The sequence below is a fragment of the Methylobacterium sp. C33D genome (assembly GCF_053345825.1).
Genome location: NZ_JBKFAV010000027.1, coordinates 51,932 through 69,946, shown reverse-complemented (window position 1 = coordinate 69,946; position 18,015 = coordinate 51,932). Strand labels below are relative to the sequence as shown.

Annotated in this window: 19 protein-coding genes; 10 read left to right on the top strand and 9 right to left on the bottom strand. The window is 71.4% G+C overall.

The genetic code is table 11. The annotated features are described in order from the left end of the window. Positions 1–41 precede the first annotated feature (41 nt). The gene (locus ACLBXO_RS21130) at positions 42–1,268 is read left to right on the top strand and encodes a glycerophosphodiester phosphodiesterase family protein (RefSeq protein WP_331315331.1); all 1,227 of its coding nucleotides are present in this window, start codon (positions 42–44) and stop codon (positions 1,266–1,268) included. A 219-nt stretch (positions 1,269–1,487) separates the two neighbouring features. Here ACLBXO_RS21130 and ACLBXO_RS21125 read toward each other — a convergent pair whose 3' ends face one another. The 4 genes from ACLBXO_RS21125 to ACLBXO_RS21110 all read right to left on the bottom strand — a co-directional run bounded on the left by ACLBXO_RS21125 (position 1,488) and on the right by ACLBXO_RS21110 (position 4,714). Then, positions 1,488–1,727, bottom strand: coding sequence for a hypothetical protein (locus tag ACLBXO_RS21125; protein ID WP_331315333.1), 240 nt, complete (start codon positions 1,725–1,727; stop codon positions 1,488–1,490). A gap of 21 nt (positions 1,728–1,748) precedes the next feature. Continuing rightward, on the bottom strand, positions 1,749–2,165 hold the full coding sequence (locus ACLBXO_RS21120) for a hypothetical protein (RefSeq protein ID WP_447686569.1): 417 nt from the start codon (positions 2,163–2,165) through the stop codon (positions 1,749–1,751). 521 nt (positions 2,166–2,686) lie between these two features. Further along, positions 2,687–3,415, bottom strand: coding sequence for an acetoacetyl-CoA reductase (gene phbB / locus ACLBXO_RS21115; protein WP_331315337.1), 729 nt, complete (start codon positions 3,413–3,415; stop codon positions 2,687–2,689). A 114-nt stretch (positions 3,416–3,529) separates the two neighbouring features. After that, on the bottom strand, positions 3,530–4,714 hold the full coding sequence (locus tag ACLBXO_RS21110; protein ID WP_331315338.1) for an acetyl-CoA C-acetyltransferase: 1,185 nt from the start codon (positions 4,712–4,714) through the stop codon (positions 3,530–3,532). A 325-nt stretch (positions 4,715–5,039) separates the two neighbouring features. On the opposite strand from ACLBXO_RS21110, the gene phaR reads away from it, so the two are divergent. Together phaR and ACLBXO_RS21100 are read left to right on the top strand one after the other, a co-directional pair. Continuing rightward, a complete protein-coding gene (phaR, locus tag ACLBXO_RS21105; protein WP_331315340.1) occupies positions 5,040–5,636 on the top strand; it encodes a polyhydroxyalkanoate synthesis repressor PhaR in 597 nt (198 codons plus the stop codon). Positions 5,637–5,729: 93 nt separating this feature from the next. Beyond that, entirely contained in the window at positions 5,730–6,044 is a 315-nt protein-coding gene (locus tag ACLBXO_RS21100; RefSeq protein ID WP_447686568.1) for a hypothetical protein, read from the top strand. A gap of 19 nt (positions 6,045–6,063) precedes the next feature. Here the strand turns inward: ACLBXO_RS21100 and rpmF are convergent, their stop codons facing one another. Continuing rightward, positions 6,064–6,252: a 50S ribosomal protein L32 gene (gene rpmF / locus ACLBXO_RS21095; RefSeq protein WP_003601373.1), complete on the bottom strand. Its 189-nt coding sequence runs from the start codon at positions 6,250–6,252 to the stop codon at positions 6,064–6,066. A 238-nt stretch (positions 6,253–6,490) separates the two neighbouring features. On the opposite strand from rpmF, the gene ACLBXO_RS21090 reads away from it, so the two are divergent. Further along, a complete protein-coding gene (locus ACLBXO_RS21090) occupies positions 6,491–6,850 on the top strand; it encodes a helix-hairpin-helix domain-containing protein (RefSeq protein ID WP_447686567.1) in 360 nt (119 codons plus the stop codon). A 3-nt stretch (positions 6,851–6,853) separates the two neighbouring features. On the opposite strand, the gene ACLBXO_RS21085 is transcribed toward ACLBXO_RS21090, so the two are convergent. Both ACLBXO_RS21085 and ACLBXO_RS21080 read right to left on the bottom strand, forming a co-directional pair. Continuing rightward, a complete protein-coding gene (locus ACLBXO_RS21085) occupies positions 6,854–7,597 on the bottom strand; it encodes a hypothetical protein (protein ID WP_447686566.1) in 744 nt (247 codons plus the stop codon). Continuing rightward, a complete protein-coding gene (locus tag ACLBXO_RS21080; RefSeq protein WP_331315553.1) occupies positions 7,594–7,896 on the bottom strand; it encodes a hypothetical protein in 303 nt (100 codons plus the stop codon). Before ACLBXO_RS21080 ends, ACLBXO_RS21085 begins: the two co-directional genes overlap by 4 nt. A 162-nt stretch (positions 7,897–8,058) precedes the next feature. Between ACLBXO_RS21080 and ACLBXO_RS21075 the strand changes: the two genes are divergently transcribed. Continuing rightward, positions 8,059–10,938 (top strand): phosphoenolpyruvate carboxylase, encoded by a 2,880-nt coding sequence (locus ACLBXO_RS21075; RefSeq protein ID WP_331315342.1) that lies wholly within the window; start codon positions 8,059–8,061, stop codon positions 10,936–10,938. A 564-nt stretch (positions 10,939–11,502) separates the two neighbouring features. Then, positions 11,503–12,483, top strand: coding sequence for a helix-turn-helix domain-containing protein (locus tag ACLBXO_RS21070; RefSeq protein ID WP_447686565.1), 981 nt, complete (start codon positions 11,503–11,505; stop codon positions 12,481–12,483). Positions 12,484–12,912: 429 nt separating this feature from the next. Here ACLBXO_RS21070 and ACLBXO_RS21065 read toward each other — a convergent pair whose 3' ends face one another. Next, positions 12,913–13,368, bottom strand: a complete 456-nt coding sequence (locus ACLBXO_RS21065) for an NfeD family protein (protein ID WP_331315346.1) — start codon at positions 13,366–13,368, stop codon at positions 12,913–12,915. 5 nt (positions 13,369–13,373) lie between these two features. Continuing rightward, positions 13,374–14,354: an SPFH domain-containing protein gene (locus tag ACLBXO_RS21060; protein ID WP_331315347.1), complete on the bottom strand. Its 981-nt coding sequence runs from the start codon at positions 14,352–14,354 to the stop codon at positions 13,374–13,376. A 143-nt stretch (positions 14,355–14,497) separates the two neighbouring features. On the opposite strand from ACLBXO_RS21060, the gene ACLBXO_RS21055 reads away from it, so the two are divergent. The 4 genes from ACLBXO_RS21055 (at position 14,498) to ACLBXO_RS21040 (ending at position 18,010) form a co-directional block, all read left to right on the top strand. After that, positions 14,498–14,686 (top strand): hypothetical protein, encoded by a 189-nt coding sequence (locus tag ACLBXO_RS21055; protein WP_331315349.1) that lies wholly within the window; start codon positions 14,498–14,500, stop codon positions 14,684–14,686. After that, complete coding sequence (locus tag ACLBXO_RS21050) at positions 14,683–15,777, top strand: glycosyltransferase family 4 protein (RefSeq protein WP_447686564.1); 1,095 nt, start codon at positions 14,683–14,685, stop codon at positions 15,775–15,777. The genes ACLBXO_RS21055 and ACLBXO_RS21050 overlap by 4 nt, the downstream gene beginning before the upstream one ends. Positions 15,778–15,884: 107 nt before the next feature. After that, positions 15,885–16,979, top strand: coding sequence for a glycosyltransferase (locus tag ACLBXO_RS21045; protein WP_447686563.1), 1,095 nt, complete (start codon positions 15,885–15,887; stop codon positions 16,977–16,979). Continuing rightward, positions 16,976–18,010, top strand: coding sequence for a glycosyltransferase (locus ACLBXO_RS21040; RefSeq protein WP_447686562.1), 1,035 nt, complete (start codon positions 16,976–16,978; stop codon positions 18,008–18,010). Before ACLBXO_RS21045 ends, ACLBXO_RS21040 begins: the two co-directional genes overlap by 4 nt. Positions 18,011–18,015 lie beyond the last annotated feature (5 nt).

Genomic DNA, 18,015 nt, shown 5'->3' with positions numbered 1-18,015 from the left:
ACCGTCCCCCTCTACCGGCGGCCTGGAACGGGAGGTTCGCGATGCGTGGGATCATGTTGGGGCTGGGGCTGCTTCTGGGGGCGACCGCGGCCCTCGCCGGCGAGGCCGCCCAGCTCGGGCCCCGGCCCTTCTACCTCGTCGACCAGCTGAAGCCCGGCCCGCTCAAGGAGAGGCTCGCCGCCTGCGGCGTCGACCGGACCTACACGCCCCGGACCTTCTCGATCTCACACCGCGGCGCGCCGCTGATGTTCCCGGAACACACCCGGGAGGGCCTGCTCGCCGCGTACCGGATGGGCGCCGGGATCATCGAGTGCGACGTGGCCTTCACCAAGGACCGCCAGCTCGTCTGCCGCCACAGCCAGTGCGACCTGCACACGACCACCGACATCCTGGCCCGGCCGGAACTCGCGGCGAAGTGCACCCAGGGCTTCACGCCGGCCGATCCGGCCACCGGGCGGAAGGCCTCGGCCAAATGCTGCACCAGCGACCTGACGCTGGACGAGTTCAAGGCGCTGAACGGGAAGATGGACGCGTCCGACCCGGACGCCACCACGGTGGCGGCCTACATGAACGCGACGCCGCGCTGGCGCACCGACCTCTACGCCGGCACCGGCACGCTGATGTCGCACAGGGAGTACATCGCGCTGGTGAAGGGGATGGGTCGGAAATTCACCCCCGAGCTCAAGGCGCCCCAGGTCCCGATGCCGTTCCAGGGCACCTACACGCAGGACATGTACGCCCAGCAGCTGATCGACGAGTACAAGGAGGCCGGAGTCCCGGCCGCCGACGTCTACCCGCAGAGCTTCCAGCTCCGCGACATCCTCTACTGGCTGGAGAAGGATCCGGAATTCGGCCGCCAGGCGATCTTCCTCGACGACCGGGACGAGACCGCGAAGGGCTTCGACCCGGAGAAGCCCGCCACGTGGCAGCCCGGCATGGCCGAACTCGCCCGGAAGGGCGTCAAGATCCTGGCGCCGCCGCTGTGGATGCTGGTCCGGCCGGGCCCGGACGGATCGATCGAGCCCTCGACCTACGCCCGGGAGGCCAGGGCGGCCGGGCTGGGGCTGATCGCGTGGTCGCTGGAGCGCTCGGGCCCGCTGAAGGGCGGCGGCGGGTACTATTACCAGTCGATCAAGCCGGTGGTCACCGGCGACGGCGACATCCTGCGGCTGCTCGACGTCCTGCACGAGCAGGTCGGCGTGCTGGGGGTCTTCTCCGACTGGCCCGCGACCACGACCTTCTACGCCAACTGCGTCGGCGCGCGGTAGCGCCGCCGCTCAGTCGGCCCAGAGGGCCACGAGGGAGAAGAAGCCGGCCATCGCGAAGTTCACGATCAGGAAGCCGGTGATGATGAGGGCGAGCGTCATGGTGGCCTCGGAGGCGGAGCGGTCTGGAGGATGGGGGCGCGGCGCGGCCAGGCCTTCGTGGACCTGCGCCGCCCGCCAATATTCCCCGCGGCGCGTCCGCGGGGCGTGCGCGGTGTCCGCCTAGTACGGGATCAGCACGTAGACGAGGTTGGACAGGTACTCGCCGCTCAGCGGCTTCCAGCCGAGCCGCCGCCGGATCAGGCCGTAGCCCGCGCAGGTCAGCGCGGCGGAGCCGAGGACCGCGAGCGTGAACCAGGCCAGGCTGGCGGTCGCGAACCCGACGGCGATGCCGAACAGGGCCACCGCCACGAAGATGATCCGGCTCGGGTTGCGCGGGCCGCGCGTCGTCATGTCAGACATGGGGACCTCCCTCGATCCGGATCAGCGGGCGCGGCAGTTCGGGCCGTACCAAGTCATGGTCCGGCGATCCATGCCGCCGTCCGAGGAGGCGCCGCAGACGGGGAAGCGCGGGTCGCCGGTGCGCTGGAGGCTCATCACCTTGTAGAGGTCCTGCTGGGCCTCGCGGCGGCGGTTCTGCTCGGCGAGCTGCGCCTGCCAGTACAGGTTGCTGTTGGACTGGGCGACGGCGCGCTGCTGGTGGAGGCCCATCATGCACTCGGCGAAGCCGTCGGTGCCGGGCTCGAAGCCGAACGCGTAGCACTGGTTCTGATCCAGCGCGTGGCGCTCCTGCGGGGTGACGCAGGCCGCCAGCCCCAGGGCACAGGCCGCCGCGAGGCCGAGCTTCGCGACCGCGGGCAGCGCGGGGCGGCGCCGGGCGGCGGAGCGGTCGTCACGCATCGCGGTCGTGCGGGAAGAACAATCCTGGCTCTCGCCGTTAAACTGAACGCCGAATTTACCGTGAAACCAGTTGTTCATGATCCTCGAGACCTCGATTTCTATCGGCGGGACCATCCGTGAGCCGATGGAAGGAGATCTATACGAGGCCGCTCGAATTGTTCGTGTCTCAGGACACGCGGGCCATCGCGCCGATCGCTGCCCGCAATGCCCGTTATCCCGCTCGACGCGCGTTTTTGCACGCGGGGAAGGACTTTCGTCACGCTTGCTGGGTCGGACTGTCCGAGCCGGCGACCGCGGCGGGCGGCGCCCGGCATTCTCTCGGACGCCGACATGCGGGGTCCGCGCGGGGCGGATCGGCGGTCACCGCCGTCCTGCGCCGCCGTCCTGCGCCGCCGCGACGATCATCGGAGGGAGCGGTGCGCGGCCGGCATCGTCGGACGGCCCGCCGTCACGGCGCGGCCCCTGCAGCCCCGGCCTGCTGAGGCGGGCGCGCCGGGTCGGTCCGGCGCGCCCGCGGGCGATCAGACGAAGTGCTGGCCGCCGTTGATGGTCAGCGTCGAGCCGTTCACGAAGCCGGCCTCGTCGCTGGCGAGATACTCGACCGCGTGGGCGATCTCGTCGGACTCGCCGAGGCGGCCGGTCGGGATGGTCGAGATGATCTTGTTGCGGATGTCCTCGGGCACCGCCATCACCATCTCGGTGGCGATGTAGCCCGGCGCCACCACGTTGACCGTGATGCCCTTCGCGGCGCTCTCCTGCGCCAGCGCCTTGGCGAAGCCGATCACGCCGGCCTTGGCGGCCGAGTAGTTGGTCTGGCCGGCCTGGCCCTTCTGGCCGTTGATCGACGAGATGATGATGATGCGGCCGAAGTTGCGGCTGCGCATGCCCTCGATCAGCGGACGGGTGCAGGTGAACATCGAGTCGAGGTTGGTCTTGATGACCGCCTGCCACTTGTCGAACGTCATCTTGTGGAAGGCGCCGTCCCGGGTGATGCCGGCGTTGTTCACCAGGATGTCGACCGGGCCGAGCTCGGCCTCGATCGCCTTGATCCCGGCCTCGCAGCTCGCGAGATCACCCACGTCGAACTTGAAGACCGGGATGCCGGTCTCGGCCTTGAAGGCGTTGGCCGCCTCGTCGTTGCCGGCGTAGTTGGCGGCGACCTTGTAGCCCTTGTCCTTGAGCCGCTTCGAGATCGCCGCGCCGATGCCGCGGGTGCCGCCCGTCACGAGGGCGACGCGTCCTTGAGCCATTGTTTCCTCCTGTTCGCATCACTTGATGCCGCGTGCGGATGGCGTCCGCACGCGATTTTTTCTGACTTCGGCCTTAAGTCTATGTTGTGGGCCGATACTGTCGTGACAGACCGATCAGGTCCGCTCGACGCACATCGCCACACCCATGCCGCCGCCGATGCAGAGCGTGGCGAGGCCCTTCTTGGCGTCGCGGCGCTTCATCTCGTGCAGCAGGGTGACGAGGACGCGGGCGCCCGAGGCGCCGATCGGGTGGCCGATGGCGATGGCGCCGCCGTTGACGTTCACCTTCGCGTCGTCCCAGCCCATGTCCTTGTTCACGGCCAGCGCCTGGGCCGCGAAGGCCTCGTTGGCCTCGATCAGGTCGAGATCGGACGGCTTCCAGCCGGCCTTCTCGAGGGCCTTGCGCGAGGCGGGGATCGGGCCGGTACCCATCACCTTCGGGTCGACGCCCGCGGTCGCCCAGGACTTGATCCGGGCGAGCGGGGTCAGGCCGCGGCGCTCGGCCTCCGAGGCCGACATCAGCACGAGGGCGGCGGCCCCGTCGTTGAGGCCGGAGGCGTTGGCGGCCGTGACGGTACCGTCCTTGGTGAAGGCCGGCTTCAGCTTGGCCATCGCCTCCATGGTGGCGCCGTCGCGGATGTACTCGTCGGTGTCGACGACCGTGTCGCCCTTCTTGCCCGGCACCGTGACCGGGACGATCTCGTCCTTGAAGCGGCCCTCTTTGCGGGCGGCCTCGGCCTTGTTCTGCGAGCGGGTCGCGAACTGGTCCTGCTGCTCGCGGGTGAGCTGGAAGGCCTGGGCGACGTTCTCGGCGGTCTGGCCCATGTGGTAGCCGTTGAATGCGTCCCAGAGCCCGTCCTTGATCATGGTGTCGACGAGCTTCACGTCGCCCATCTTCTGGCCGCCGCGCAGGTACTGCGCGTGCGGCGACAGGGACATCGATTCCTGACCGCCGGCCACGATGACCTTGGCGTCGCCGTTGGCGATCTGCTGCATGCCGATCGCGACCGTGCGCAGGCCCGAGCCGCAGACCTGGTTGAGACCCCAGGCGGTCGCCTTCTCGGGGATGCCGGCCTTGATGGCCGCCTGACGGGCGGGGTTCTGGCCGGCGCCCGCGGTGAGGACCTGGCCGAAGATCACCTCGTCCACCTCATCGGGCGAGACCTTGGCCCGCTCCAGGGCGGCCTTGATCGCCGTCGCGCCGAGCTCGTGGGCCGGCACCGCCCCGAAGGCGCCGCCGAACGAGCCGACCGGCGTGCGCGCGGCCCCGACGATCACGATCTCTTCGCTGCCTGCCATGTGAACGTTCTCCTCTCGCGAGCCGGCGCGCCTTCCACGTCCCGGGGCGCGCTCTGTGCCGGCCCTGGGATGAAGGGCTTGGGGTCGGCGAAGTCAAGGTTGTGCATCGCTGCGCCGAACGCGCCGATGACGCGACCGCGAGACTGAAATGGCGCGCCGACCCGGACCGCTCTGCATTATTCTGCGTTGAAGAGCTGCAGTTTGCTGTTTTCTGCGCCCGGGGAAGGCTTTAAGGATCGTGCTGCGGGCGCGAAGACAGCCCCCGTCAGACAGCACCGCGCGTCTGCAACGCCCCCCGGTCCCGAGTCCAGAAAGGCCGTTCCCGATGGCGGATACCGTCAAGGCCACCCAGACCGTCATCAAGAAGTACGCCAACCGGCGCCTCTATCACACCGGCACCTCGACCTACGTGACGCTGGAGGACCTCGCCACGATGGTGCAGAACGGCGAGGATTTCGTCGTCTACGACGCGCGCACGGGCGACGACATCACCCGCTCGGTCCTCACGCAGATCATCTTCGAGCAGGAGAACAAGGCCGGCGCCGAGAACCTGCTGCCGGTGGCGTTCCTGCGCCAGCTGATCCGCTTCTACGGCGACAGCATGCGCACGATGGTGCCGAGCTTCCTCGAATTCTCGATGGCGAATTTCGCCAAGGACCAGGACGGCCTGCGCGAGAAGTTCGCCCAGAGCTTCGGCCCCTCGGCGTTCCAGAACGCGATCGAGCAGCAGGTCCGCACCAACATGAACTTCTTCGGCGACGCCATGAAGATGTTCACGGGCTTCGCGCCGCCCGCGCCGGGAGCCCAGCCGACGGCGCCGGCCGCGACTCAGCCCGCGCCCTACGCGGGCGGCGAGCTGGACGACCTCAAGCGCCAGATGCTGGAGATGCAGCAGCGCCTCGAAGCGCTCGCGAAAAAGTAATTCGGCCGGGCCGACTGGACGAAGGGTTGACGATCGGTAAACGTCGGCCCCACCTTTGCGACACGGGCACGGAAACGTGCGGAGAGTGTGCGCATGGTGCGTATCGGAACAGTCAGCCGTCTCGGCCCGACACAGGTCCGCTCCGCCCGGCGCGCGCCGGTCCCGGACGCGGACGGGTCTCCCGAGGCAGCGCGGACGGAGGCTAACGCGCTCGCCCTGATCGACGGGGGACGTCCCGATGAGCCGCCCGGGCCCCGGGCAGCAGAGCGCCCGGCCGCGGGGAGGCCCCGCGCCGGCTTCATCGCGCAGTTGCTGGCGGCCGATGACCCGGCGCTGCTACCGTCGCGCCTGGAACGGACCCGGATGGCCGCCGCGCGCTACGCGGAGGCCGCGCGGCGCCTCGCCTGAGGCGCCGCCCTCGCGAGGCTCAGGCCTCGGCGGACTTCACCTTCAGGACCTGACGGCCGCGGTACATGCCGGTCTTCAGATCGATGTGGTGCGGACGGCGCAGCTCGCCCGAATCCTTGTCCTCGACGTAGGTCGGCGCCTTGAGGGCGTCGGCCGAGCGGCGCATGCCGCGGCGGGAGGGGGAGGTCTTTCGCTTCGGAACGGCCATGGCTGGATCCTTCGTGACGCCGCGGACAAAGCGGCGCGCGGGCGGCTCCTCGATCGAGGATCGCCACGCACACCGCGGGATACGGATGAGGGCGGGCTTATAGCTCCGGCGCCGGCCCGTGGCTAGGGGTACCGGACCACAACCGTCGAGCGCGGGCGTTAAGCGCGGGTTCAAGCGGGACGGCGCAGATCTGGCGGGACGGCACCGCTGAGCGGGCCGCGCCCCTCGGGAGAACGCCATGGCTTCCTCCATCAAGACCCTCGCCCTCCTCGCCCTCCTGTCGAGCCTCGTCGCGGCCCCCGCCCTGGCGCAGGCGCCCCAGGCGCCGACCACCGCGGCGCCCACGGCCCCCGCGAAGCCCGCGGCCCCGAGCGCGCCGGTGGCCGGCTCGCCGAACGCGGCGAAGGGCGCCCTCATCGACCTCAACAGCGCCAGCAGCGAGGAGCTCGACGCGCTGCCGGGCATCGGCGCGGCGCGCGCGGCCGCGATCATCAAGGGGCGGCCGTATCGCGGCAAGGACGATCTCGTCTCCAAGAAGATCATCCCGAAGAACGTCTACGACGGCATCAAGGACAAGATCATCGCCAAGCAGAAGTAGCCGCTACTCGGCGATCGCCCCCTGAGGCATGGAGAAGCCGGGGGGCGTCTTCGGGGCCGCGGCGGCCTTCGGCGCGGCGTGCCGGGGCGCCTTCTTGCGGGCCTCGGCCTTCGGCACCTTCGGCGCCTTGACGGCGGGCGGCGCCTCGCAGGCGCGGAACGTCAGCTGCGCCAGGGGTGTCCCCTCTTCGGTCACGATCGCGATCGGATCGGGGAAGGTCGGCAGCGCCTGTTCCCAGTGGATCGGGCTGCCGAGCATCGCCTCGATGCCCGACGCGGCGCCGCCGCGCCGCAGCGTCGTGAAGTCCGGACCGTAGGCGGTGGCGACCTTGCCGGCGATCACGACCTGGAGAACCTCGTTCACCTCGGGCGTCAGCGGCCTGAGCGGGTTCGTTGTGCGGACCTGGCCGGCCCGGGTGATCACCATCTTGAATCCCTTGGCGCTCTCGAACCGGGCCGCCTGCGTCCCGCAGGGCTGCTCGAGGGTCGGACCGGCGGCCGGTGCGGGGCTCGCCGCCTGAGGGTCGGCCTGCGGGACGGCTTGGCCGGGTCCGACAGGTGCCGTCGCGGCGGGTGCGGCCGGGACGGGCGCGACCGGAGCCGGTGCCGGCTGCGCAGGCGCGGCCTGCGCCGGAGCCGCCGCGGCGGGCGCCCGACCGGCCGGCGCCGCCGGAACGCCCTGCATCATCGACAGGCAGAGGGGACCGGCGAGCAGCAGCCCGGCCACCCCGCGCGCAGCTGGCCTCATCGCGCGGCTCCCGGAGGGTTTCCACGGAGCGGCTCGTCGCGCCGCGTCCGGTCGAGGGCCCGGATCGGCTCCAATTCGATCGCGTCCAGATCGAGCACCCGCGGGTCGAGCACCTGCGCGCTGCGGTCGATCGGGCTCTTGCGCGGCCCGACCGAGCCGATGAGCAGGTCCTCGTCCTCGACGTCGAGTTCGGATCCCATGCGCAGGGGCTCGCGCCGGCCGCGCGCCGCCATCGCGGCCACGGCGACGATGGCGGCGGCGAAGACCAGAACAGCCAAGATGATGAACAGGCGCTCCATCAGGAGGCCAGCTCTAACCCGCTGTACAGGCCACCGCCACCCCATCGAGCCGTCGTTATCTCCGCGCCGCGTCACGGCCGTGCCCCCGAGCCCGCGCGGAACGCTCCTTGCGTGGGCTGCCGGACCGGGTAGATGCGGGCAGACCGGAGCCGGGACCGACCGATGCAGCACGAGCCGAGCCGCGAGCCCGAGGAACTGGAGGCGCACCTCCTCGGACTGATCGAGGCCGCCCGGGACCAAGCCCGGGAGGACCCGTTCCGCAACCCCGTCCTGGCCGTGACGCTGGCGATCACCCGGCGCTTCGACCGGAACGAGATCTCGACCGGCGACCTCGACGGGCTGTTCGTGCGCCTGCGCGCCGCCGCCCTGGCGGCGCGGGCGGAACGGCTGCGGGCCTATGTCGGTCTCGATGCCGACCCGGAGGATCCGCAGGCGGGTATCCCCGCCCGGCTCGTGGCGGCGGCCCCCGATCGCCCAGACAGCGTCGAGGCCTTCGCGGCCCTGATCCACCGCACCGCCTTCGCGGTGGTGTTCACGGCCCACCCCACCTTCGGCATGCCGCGGGCCGTCGCCGGCCTCCTCGCCGAGGCCGCGAGCCTGCCCGACGCCAAGGATCGCGCCGGGCTGGTCGCGCGCGCCGCGGCCCTGTCGACCCGGCCCGACGCGCCGATCACACTGGACGTCGAGTTCGAGCAGGCCTGCGCGGCGGCCAACAACGGCCGGCTCGCCCTCGACGCCTTCAACGGCGCCCTGCTCGATGCCGCCCGCGCCCGCTGGCCCGACCGCTGGACCGAGCTGACGCCGCGCCCCTTCGCCATCGCCAGCTGGGTCGGCTGCGACACCGATGGCCGGACCGATATCGGCTGGTGGGACACCCTGCGCTACCGGCTGATCTCGAAGCGGATGCAGTTCGACCGGGTGATGCGCGACCTGCCCGAGATCCCCGCCTGCCGCGAGGTCCGGGCGCTCGCCGAGAACGCCCTGGCGGCGGTGAACCGCCAGCTCACGGTGGCGCCGCGCCTCGGCGACCAGCCGTCCCTGGAGGCGGTGCACCGCTTCGCCCTGGCTCTGATCATCGAGCGCGAGCGCGCCCAGTCCGACGCCGGCGCCCTCGTTTCCGGGCTCACCAAGGCCCTGGAGGCCGCCGACGACGCCGGCGACCAGCGCCGGATCGCCGTCCTGCGCGCGGGGGTCGCGACGCACGGCCTGTCGAACGCCCTGCCGCATTTCCGGCTGAACGCCAGCCAGATCCACAACGCGGTGCGGCGGGTGATCGACCTGGAGGGCGAGCCCACCGACGCGGCCCGACGCCGCTCGCACCTCGCGACGATCCACACGCTGCTGAACGACGTCCGCCCGGTGGCGGTCGATTTCGGGGCGCTCGCGGCCGAGCGCGCCTCGGCGGCGCGGCTGATGATGACGATCGCCCAGATCCTCAAGCACGTGGACGGCACCCATCCGGTGCGCTTCCTCATCGCCGAGACCGAGACCGGCTACACCCTGCTCGCCGCCCTCTGGCTCGCGCGCCACTACGGCATCGCCGACAAGCTCGAGATCACGCCGCTGTTCGAGACGGCGAGCGCCCTCGAGCAGGGTATCCGGGTGCTCGACGACGCCCTGCGCAACCCGCACTGGCGGCAGTACCTGAAGCGCATCGGCCGGCTCACCGTGCAGTTCGGCTACTCCGATTCGGGCCGTTACGTCGGCCAGCTGGCGGCGACCTTCTGGATCGAGCGGCTGCGGCTGCGCATCACCGAGATGCTGGTCCAGAACGGCCTGTCCGACGTCGAGCTCGCGATCTTCGACACGCACGGCGAGTCGATCGGGCGCGGCGCCCATCCGACCTCCCTGCGCGACCGCCTCGCCTACCTCGCCCCCGAGGACGCGCGCGACCGGGCCCGCAAGGCCGGCATCCGGGTCCGGCTCGAATCGAGCTTCCAGGGCACCGACGGCTACCTGCTGTACGGCACCGAGGCGCTGGCGCGCGCGAGCGTCGCCCGCATCGCCGAGCACGTCTACGCGCTCGACGTGACGGAGGAGGACTCGTTCCCGGACTACGCCCTGAACGACCACCCGAAAGCCTCCGACGGCAAGGTCGATCCGATCTACGCCGAGCCGGATTTCGCCCTCGAGTTCTTCACCGCCGCCCGCCAGGACATGGAGGCGCTGGTCGACGATCCGGGCTACGCGGCGCTCCTCGGCACCTTCGGCCCGAGCCTGATCGACCGGACCGGGTCGCGGCCGGTGGCGCGCCAGACCGACAACGGCGGCCCGGCGCGGATCACCCATCCGCGCCAGATGCGGGCGATCCCCAACAACGCGATCCTGCACCAGCTCGGCTTCCTGGCGAACTCGCTCCACGGGATCGGCCGGGCCGCCCAGCGCGGCCCGGACCTGTTCCGCGACATGCGGCGCGACTCGGTGCGCTTCTCCCGGGCCTTCCGGCTGGTCCAGCACGCCGCCTCGGTGGGCGACCTCGACGTGCTGCGGGCCTATATCGACACCCTCGACCCGGCCGTGTGGCTGGAGCGGGCGCGTCGCACCCAGAAGGATTTCCGCCGGGACGAGCTCGTGGTGATCTCGGGCGCCCTGGAGCGCCTCGACCTCGCCCCCGCGCTGCGCAACCTGTTCGGACGCCTGACCCGGGACTGGCTCGCCCTGAGCGCGGCCGCGCCCGACCTGCCCGCCATGTCGGCCCGGCTGACGCTGCTCCACGCCCTGCGCCTCGCGCTGATCCACCGGATCTGGTTCCTGGCGGTGCACATCCCGGGCTTCCGGCCGCAGGCGGGCATCTCCCGCGAGCAGCTGCTGGAGCGCTTCCTGCGGCTGGACATCGACGGCTGCCTGAAACTCCTCGACGCGATCTTCCCGGTCACGCCGGACCCGACGCTGGGCCTCAATTTCGGCGAACCGGCCGGCCCGCGGGACGTCGGCACCTACGAGGCGGAGCACGCCAACCTGTTCCAGCCGATCCGCCGGATGTTCGATCAGGTGCGGGAGATCTCGGGAATGATCCAGCACGAGGTCGGGGCGTTCGGGTAGGTCCGGGCGCGCGAAGGCCTAGCGCCGGGGCTCGACCGACGATCGTCGACTTGGGCAGTTCATCGGAGACACGCGGGGTTTCTGACCAAGCCATGTGCCATGCGCCGTCGGACTGGTTCGAAGGCCGCCGCGTGCAGGTTCCCGACTGTTTGTTTCCCGTGTCTTCTGCTCGGCGACGGCCAATGAAAACGGACGCCCAGCCTTCGCCAGGATCTGAGCGTGAGCAGTCAGTCCACCTTCGATTGCGGGATGCCGCGAACCGGACACTGCGGCACTATCGCTCCCGGTCTCTGAGATATGTTTCGCCGACCCGCGCAGAATCCCCACGGTTCGCTGAAAGGGTTGCAGTCTTTTCGGCGGTTCCGACATGCAGGAAGCGCGGCCTTCGGGACAACGCTCCTCTTTCGGATATTGCATACAAAATGACGAATGACCGACAAGCGTGCGCGCTGTCACGCACATCCCTAAATGTGACGCTCCGAGTTCTTGAGATTGTAGACAATATATAATAAGCCGCATGCGGATCCATCGGCGGCGCAGCGCTGCCTAGCGGTGCACGCTGAGATGCAACCGGTATTTTCCAGCCAGGACATTCGCCCGCAGGCCAGATTTCAGCGCTGGCGCGAATTCCTGTGCGATCAGATCCCAGACCTGGAACTGGAAAGACTGAATGATCGACCCTTTGTGGCCCGTCTAGATCAGGCCGAATACGGCATCTTGACTGTCGGACGGATCTTCCATGGCTGCGTCTCCTCGAAGTCCTCGAGCCGGTATCGCGGTGCTGAGGACGTGCTCCAAGTGATCTTCAATCTCGAAGGCCGATCATGGTTGCAGCATGACGACCGGGAAGCGCTGAGCCAGACCGGGGACTTCACCGTGACCGCTCAGCGATCGGCTACGGTTGTGACGGAGGAAAGCACTCACTTGGTGGTCAACGTACCCCGTGAGCGCCTGGAGCGGATGCTGGGGCCGAGCCGCTTGTACACCGCCGTCACGGTCGGCCAGGGTTCAGCCTCCGCCAGCCTGACGACATCGTTCTTCCGGCAGTTGAGCGAGGTCGGCGCGTCGCTCAGTCCCGAGGTCGCCGAGCGGATGTCGTTGATCGGCGTTGACCTGATCGTCGCCAGCCTTGCCGAGCGGATTGCCCAGCAGGCACCCTGGCCCGTCCACGGCACCCTGGTGGTCCAGCGCGCCAAGGCCTACGTTGAGGCCAACCTCGCCGACCCGACCCTCGATCCCCTGAAGCTCGCCGCCGCCACGGGTGTGTCGCTTCGCCGACTTCAAGAGCTGTTCCACGAGCGTGGCCAGCACATCTCGGACTACATCTGGGAGCGGCGCCTCTCGACAGCCGCCGCACGGTTGGCCGACCCTGCCTGCGCACACCTCTCCGTCGGCATGCTGGCCTACGGCTGCGGATTCAGCAGCCAAGCGCATTTCGCCCGCCGCTTCAAGGATCGCTGCGGCATGAGCCCGCGGGAGTACCGGCAGGCTAGAAGCAACCCGTGCAGCCGGCGACGTCCGCTTTCGGCGTCGTGTCCGAGTTAGCCGGATCACCGGATCGGGGCAGGAGCAGCGTTCGCCGGTCTCGAGACGTTCCGCAACCGGCCCTCACGCGAATGGCGAAACGCAAACTTCAGCGTCCCTTCCGGACCGTTGCCACAGCCATCTGAATGACCGGGATGGGCGCATCACCGCCTTCGTCGCAGCGAGACATTGGACCGTCTTCGGGGTCCGCACGACCGGAGGTGGGCGTATGGGTCGGGTCGCGGCCATGAAGAAGCGCGGAACGCATCGGACAACATCGCCCAGCCCCCTGTTCGGTGCCGGAAGGAAGATCCCACTGGCGTCGACGCAGCCATCCGGCCGGCCCGAACGTCCAGTCCACGGAGAGACGGTCCCCGATATCAGGACTCGCCCGCGCTTCCAGACGGCGTCCGTCGGAAGCGCCCCCTGCCCAGCAGCGCCGAGCGCTCCTCAAACCGCCTCTACCCGCAACACCGTCCCCGACAGCCCCACCACCCGCACGCGCCCGCCGACTGGCAGATCCGGCCCTTGGATCCGCCAGAGCGTGTCGTCGAAGCGGATGCGCCCCGCCCCCTGCACGATCGGCTCGTCGAGCACGGCCTCGCGCCCGATCAGGCCGCGGTCGGCGCGGTTCAGGTCCGGCCCAGACCGCCTGCCGCGGCGCTGGAGGCGCGCCGCGAGCGCCACCAGGGCGACGGCGAGACCGGCGAACAGCAGGGTCTGGCCCTGCCAGGGCATGGGCAGCGCCGCGGCCGCGAGGCCGGTCGCGACGGCGGCGAGGCCGAGCCAGATCAGGAACACGCCGGGCAGCAGGATCTCGGCACCGGCCAGCACGAGGCCGGCGATCACCCAGCTCCAGGCCGCCCCGAGGCCCCCGAGGGTTCCGGCGAGGGAATCGAGCGTCACCGGCGTCAGGCCCGCGGCGCCGCGACGTTCGGCGGGGTCCCGGTGCGCCGGGGCGCGGCGGCGCCGTCGCCGAAGACCGAACGGGTAAGCTCGCCGATGCCGCCGAGGGTGCCGGCGAGCGCCGCCGCCTCGATCGGCACTACCACGACCCGCTGGTTCGGCGCGGTGGCGATCGCCCGCACGGCGTCGACGTACTTCTCGGCCACGAGGAAATTCGCCGCCGCGATGTCGCCCTCGGCGATCGCCCGGCTGACCACCCCGGTCGCCGCCGCCTCGGCCTCGGCGGAGCGCTCCCGCGCCTCCGCGTCGCGGAAGGCGGCCTCGCGCCGGCCCTCCGCCTCCAGGATCGCCGACTGCTTGCGCCCCTCCGCCCGCAGGATCTCGGCGGCGCGCTGCCCCTCAGCCTCCAGGATCGAGGCGCGCTTCTCGCGCTCGGCCTTCATCTGCCGGGCCATCGCCCCCGCGAGATCGGCCGGGAGCACGATGTCCTTGATCTCGATCCGGTTGATCTTGACACCCCAGGGCGAGGCCGCCGCGTCCATCACCCGGAGCAGGCGCTCGTTGATTTCGTCGCGGTGGGCGAGGAGCTGGTCGAGATCCATCGAGCCGACCACGGTGCGGATGTTGGTCATGGTCAGGGTCGTGGCGGCGAGGTCGAGGCTCGAGACCTCGTAGGAGGCGCGCGCCGCGTCGAGCACTTGGTAGAACACCACCGCGTCGATGGTGACGCCGGCATTGTCGCGGGTGAAGGCCTGCTGGCTTGGCACGTCGATGACCTGCTCCATCACGTTGACCTTGCGGCCGACGCGCTCGACGAACGGCGTGATCAGGCCGAGGCCGGCGTCGAGGCTGCGGGCGTAGCGGCCGAAGCGCTCCACCGTGTAGACGTAACCCTGGGGCACGATCTTCACGCCGGCGGCCAGGGTGATGATCGCCAGCACCGCGACACCCACGGCGAAGACGCTCAGCCCGAACGGAAGCCCCATCGACACCCCTCCCCTGCCGACGCCACGGCCGGCGCGGCCGCGTAGCCTAACAGGCCGCCCGGGGCTCCGCGACCGCGGGCCCGGGGGCCCCCGGGGCGTGCCGCGCCGCGGCGTGAACGGCCACCCGCGCATCTCGATCATCAATGGTTCAGGCCGCCGCGCTTAGGAAGCCGGCAAGCGTCGCGTTCGTCGTCGCTCCAGACCCCGTCAACGCAACGCTTGTTGAAGAAACATTCGGCATGATCCCCGCCACCCTCGCCGCGGAAAGAAGTCCTTTCGCGCCGCTGCGGGCGGCAGAAATCCCCACCCAACCGGACTCGGTGCGCGCGTGAAGATCGCTGTCCTCGCACATCTGAAATACCCGATCGGCCAGCCCTACGCCGGCGGCCTGGAGATGCACACGCATCTCCTGACCGTCGCGCTGAAGCGGCACGGGCACGACGTTACTCTGTTCGCCAGCCGCGGGTCCGACCCGGCGCTCGACCCGGTGATGCTGTGCGATCCGACCGGGGACGCGCTCCATGATCCGGAGCGCGAGGAGGCGATCGACCGGACCGAGCACGATGCGTACCGGCGCATGATGGAGATGGTCGCTGCCGGCGGCTTCGATCTCGTCCACAACAATTCGCTGCACGCCCTGCCGCTGTGCGAGAGCACGCGCATCGGCCTGCCCTGGGTGACGGTGCTGCACACGCCGCCCTTCGAATCCCTGGTCGGCGGCGTGGTCCAGGCCGACCCCGACATGGCCTTCCTGGCAGTGTCGCCGTCGCTCGCGCAGGAATGGGCGCATCTCGTGCCCGGCGCCCAGGTGGTCGACAACGGCGTGGACCTCTCGACCTTCGCGTATTCGGAGGCTGCCGACGATCCGCCCTTCGCCTTCTGGTCGGGCCGGATCGTGCCCGAGAAGGGGCTGCACCTGGCGATCGACGCGGCCCGCGCCGCCGGTCTGCCGCTGACCTTCGCGGGTCCCAAGCTCAATCCCGGCTACTGGGCCGCCGAGATCGCCCCGCGTCTCGGGCCGGACCTGACGCATCTCGGCCATCTCTCCCACCGGGATCTCGCCCACCATCTCGGCCGGGCCCGCGTGGCGATCGTCTCGCCGCGCTGGGAGGAGCCCTTCGGTCTCGTCGTGGCGGAGGCGCTCGCCTGCGGGACCCCGGTGGCGGCCTTCCGGCGCGGCGCCATGCCCGACATCCTCGACGCGTCCTGCGGCCGCCTCGCCCGCCCGGACGATCCGCAGGATCTCTCCGTGGCGATCCGGGACGCCGCCGGCCTGTCGCGCCGGGCCTGCCGCGACCGCGCCGAGGCACTCTACGACGCCGCCGCCATGACCGGGCGCTACCTGGAAGCCTACGATGCCGTGATCGCGCGCTGCGCCGAGCGGGCGCAGCCGGCCCTGCGCGTCGCCGGAGGACGCGGCTGAACGGCGCGGATCCGCGCGCCGCAATCCGCACCCGAGCCCGGAGCCCGGCGGCACGACGGGCCGCCCCCGACCTCCGCGGCGCACGAGGGTGCCACGGGAGACCTGCCATGACCACGGACGCCGACCACCCGGCACCGCCACCCTGCGTCGTCTGCATCCCCGCCCGGAACGAGGCCGAGCGCCTGCCGCGCCTGCTCGCTTCCCTGGCCGCGCAGAACGGCGTCTCGGCGCGGGCGCCCCTGCGCGTCGTGGTGCTGGCCAACAACTGCACGGACGGGACCGTCCAGGCGGTGCGGGACGTCGAGGCCTCGGGCATCCTCGCGACGCTGACGCTGCGGCTGATCGCGGTCGAGCTCGGCGGCGCGGACGCCCATGTCGGCACGGCGCGGCGCATGGCGCTCGACGCCGGCGCCGACTGGCTGGAGGCCGACGGGGAGCCGGACGGCATCCTCCTCACCACCGACGCGGATGCCCGCCTGCCGGCCGAGTGGGTGGCGGCCAATCTCCGCGCGCTGGAGGCCGCGGACATCGTCGGCGGCCGGCTGGTGATCGACGACGACGGCGCTCCGGACCCCGCCCTCACGGACCTGCACGCGCGCATCGAGCGCTACTGGTCCGGCGTCCGGCGCCTGGAGGACCTGCTCGACCCGCCGCCCTACGACCCCGCGCCCCGCCACGGTGACCATACCGGCGCGAGCCTCGCCGTCCCGGCCGTCCTGTACCGGGCGGTCGGGGGGCTGCCGGCTCTGCCCTGCGGCGAGGACAACGCCCTGGTCGGGCTTCTGCGCGCCAACGGTGCGCGCCTGCGCCACTGCCCGGACGTGCAGGTGCTGGTCTCGTCCCGCCACCAGGGGCGGGTCTCGGGTGGCATGGCCACCGAGATGCTCCGCCGGACCCGCGTCCTCGACGGGGAGGCCTACCTGCTGCCGGAGGCCGCGCACTGGCAGGCGCTGATCCTGCGCCGCGCGGCCCTGCGCCGGGCCTTCCACCTCGATCCGGAGGCCCGCGCGGCCGCCTGCGCGCGGCTCGGCCTCGACGCGGACGACCTCGCGGCCGTCGGGGCCTGCCCGAACGACATCGCCTTCGTGGAGCGCGCCGACCGGATCCTCGAATCGCGCAGCCCGCCGGCGCGGGACTGCGCCCTCGACCAGGCGGTCGCCGATCTCGACGCCCTCGCCCTGTCCCCGAGGGACGCCGCGTGACCCGCGGCATCGGCTGGTACGTCCATCACCAGGGCGCCGGCCACCTCCAGCGGGCCCGGGCCGTCGCGGGAGCGCTGGACCGGCCCTGCACGATCCTCGGGACCCTCGCCGGGTTCGACACCGCCGGCCTCGACACCGTCGACCTGCCCGACGACCGCCCCCTCGGCGACGCGGCCTTCGACGGCCGGGACGGCGCGGCCGAGCGGCCCGAGGCCCTGCACTACGCGCCGCTCAACCATCCGGGGGTCCGCGCGCGGATGGCGCGCATCGCGGCCTGGGTAGAGCGGGCCGAGCCGGCGCTCCTGGTCGTCGACGTCTCGGTGGAGGTGGCGCTCCTGGCGCGGCTCCTGTCGGTGCCGACCCTGGTGGTGCGGCTGGCGGGGACACGGACGGACCGGCCGCACCTGGAGGCCTTCCGCGGCGCGACGCGGCTGCTCGCCCCCTTCCCCGCCGCGCTCGACGGCGCGGCCGTCCCGGACTGGGTCCGGTCCAAGACCCTCTACGCGGGCTTCCTCGGCGCGCCGGCGCAGGCCCCGACCGAGGCGGGACGCGAGATCGTGGTGGTGTTCGGCCGGGGCGGCGCGGGCGGAAGCCTCGCCGAACTCGCCGCGGCGGCGCGGGCGGTCCCGGACCGGCCGTGGCACGTCCTGGGTCCGGTCTCCGGCGCGGGACCCGCGCCCGACAACCTGCACCTGCACGGATGGGTCCCCGACGTCGAGGCGCGGGTCGCGCGGGCGGCGTTGCTGGTGGGGGGCGGCGGCGACGGCGTCGTCGCCCTGGCCGCCGCGCAGGGGAAGCGCTTCGTCTGCTTGCCGGAGGATCGGCCCTACGGCGAGCAGACCGAGAAGGCCGAGGCGCTCGCGCGGCTCGGGGCCGCGATCGTGCATCCCGGCTGGCCCACGCCCGCGGCGTGGCCGAGCCTAGTCGCGGCGGGCCTCGCCCTCGACCCCGCGGTGATCGGCGGCCTGCACGATCCGGACGCGATCCGGACCTGCGCCGCGACGATCGACGCCCTGGTCCGGGACCTCTGAGCGGC

Coding starts and splice junctions, on each gene's coding strand:
- rpmF (WP_003601373.1), bottom strand. CDS start 6,252: ATGGCCGTTCCGAAGCGAAAGACCTCCCCCTCCCGCCGCGGCATGCGC.
- ACLBXO_RS21110 (WP_331315338.1), bottom strand. CDS start 4,714: ATGGCAGGCAGCGAAGAGATCGTGATCGTCGGGGCCGCGCGCACGCCG.
- ACLBXO_RS21070 (WP_447686565.1), top strand. CDS start 11,503: ATGCAACCGGTATTTTCCAGCCAGGACATTCGCCCGCAGGCCAGATTT.
- ACLBXO_RS21075 (WP_331315342.1), top strand. CDS start 8,059: ATGCAGCACGAGCCGAGCCGCGAGCCCGAGGAACTGGAGGCGCACCTC.
- ACLBXO_RS21055 (WP_331315349.1), top strand. CDS start 14,498: ATGGTTCAGGCCGCCGCGCTTAGGAAGCCGGCAAGCGTCGCGTTCGTC.
- ACLBXO_RS21100 (WP_447686568.1), top strand. CDS start 5,730: ATGGTGCGTATCGGAACAGTCAGCCGTCTCGGCCCGACACAGGTCCGC.
- phbB (WP_331315337.1), bottom strand. CDS start 3,415: ATGGCTCAAGGACGCGTCGCCCTCGTGACGGGCGGCACCCGCGGCATC.
- ACLBXO_RS21090 (WP_447686567.1), top strand. CDS start 6,491: ATGGCTTCCTCCATCAAGACCCTCGCCCTCCTCGCCCTCCTGTCGAGC.
- ACLBXO_RS21130 (WP_331315331.1), top strand. CDS start 42: ATGCGTGGGATCATGTTGGGGCTGGGGCTGCTTCTGGGGGCGACCGCG.
- ACLBXO_RS21045 (WP_447686563.1), top strand. CDS start 15,885: ATGACCACGGACGCCGACCACCCGGCACCGCCACCCTGCGTCGTCTGC.
- ACLBXO_RS21125 (WP_331315333.1), bottom strand. CDS start 1,727: ATGTCTGACATGACGACGCGCGGCCCGCGCAACCCGAGCCGGATCATC.
- phaR (WP_331315340.1), top strand. CDS start 5,040: ATGGCGGATACCGTCAAGGCCACCCAGACCGTCATCAAGAAGTACGCC.
- ACLBXO_RS21120 (WP_447686569.1), bottom strand. CDS start 2,165: ATGCGTGACGACCGCTCCGCCGCCCGGCGCCGCCCCGCGCTGCCCGCG.
- ACLBXO_RS21080 (WP_331315553.1), bottom strand. CDS start 7,896: ATGGAGCGCCTGTTCATCATCTTGGCTGTTCTGGTCTTCGCCGCCGCC.
- ACLBXO_RS21085 (WP_447686566.1), bottom strand. CDS start 7,597: ATGAGGCCAGCTGCGCGCGGGGTGGCCGGGCTGCTGCTCGCCGGTCCC.
- ACLBXO_RS21060 (WP_331315347.1), bottom strand. CDS start 14,354: ATGGGGCTTCCGTTCGGGCTGAGCGTCTTCGCCGTGGGTGTCGCGGTG.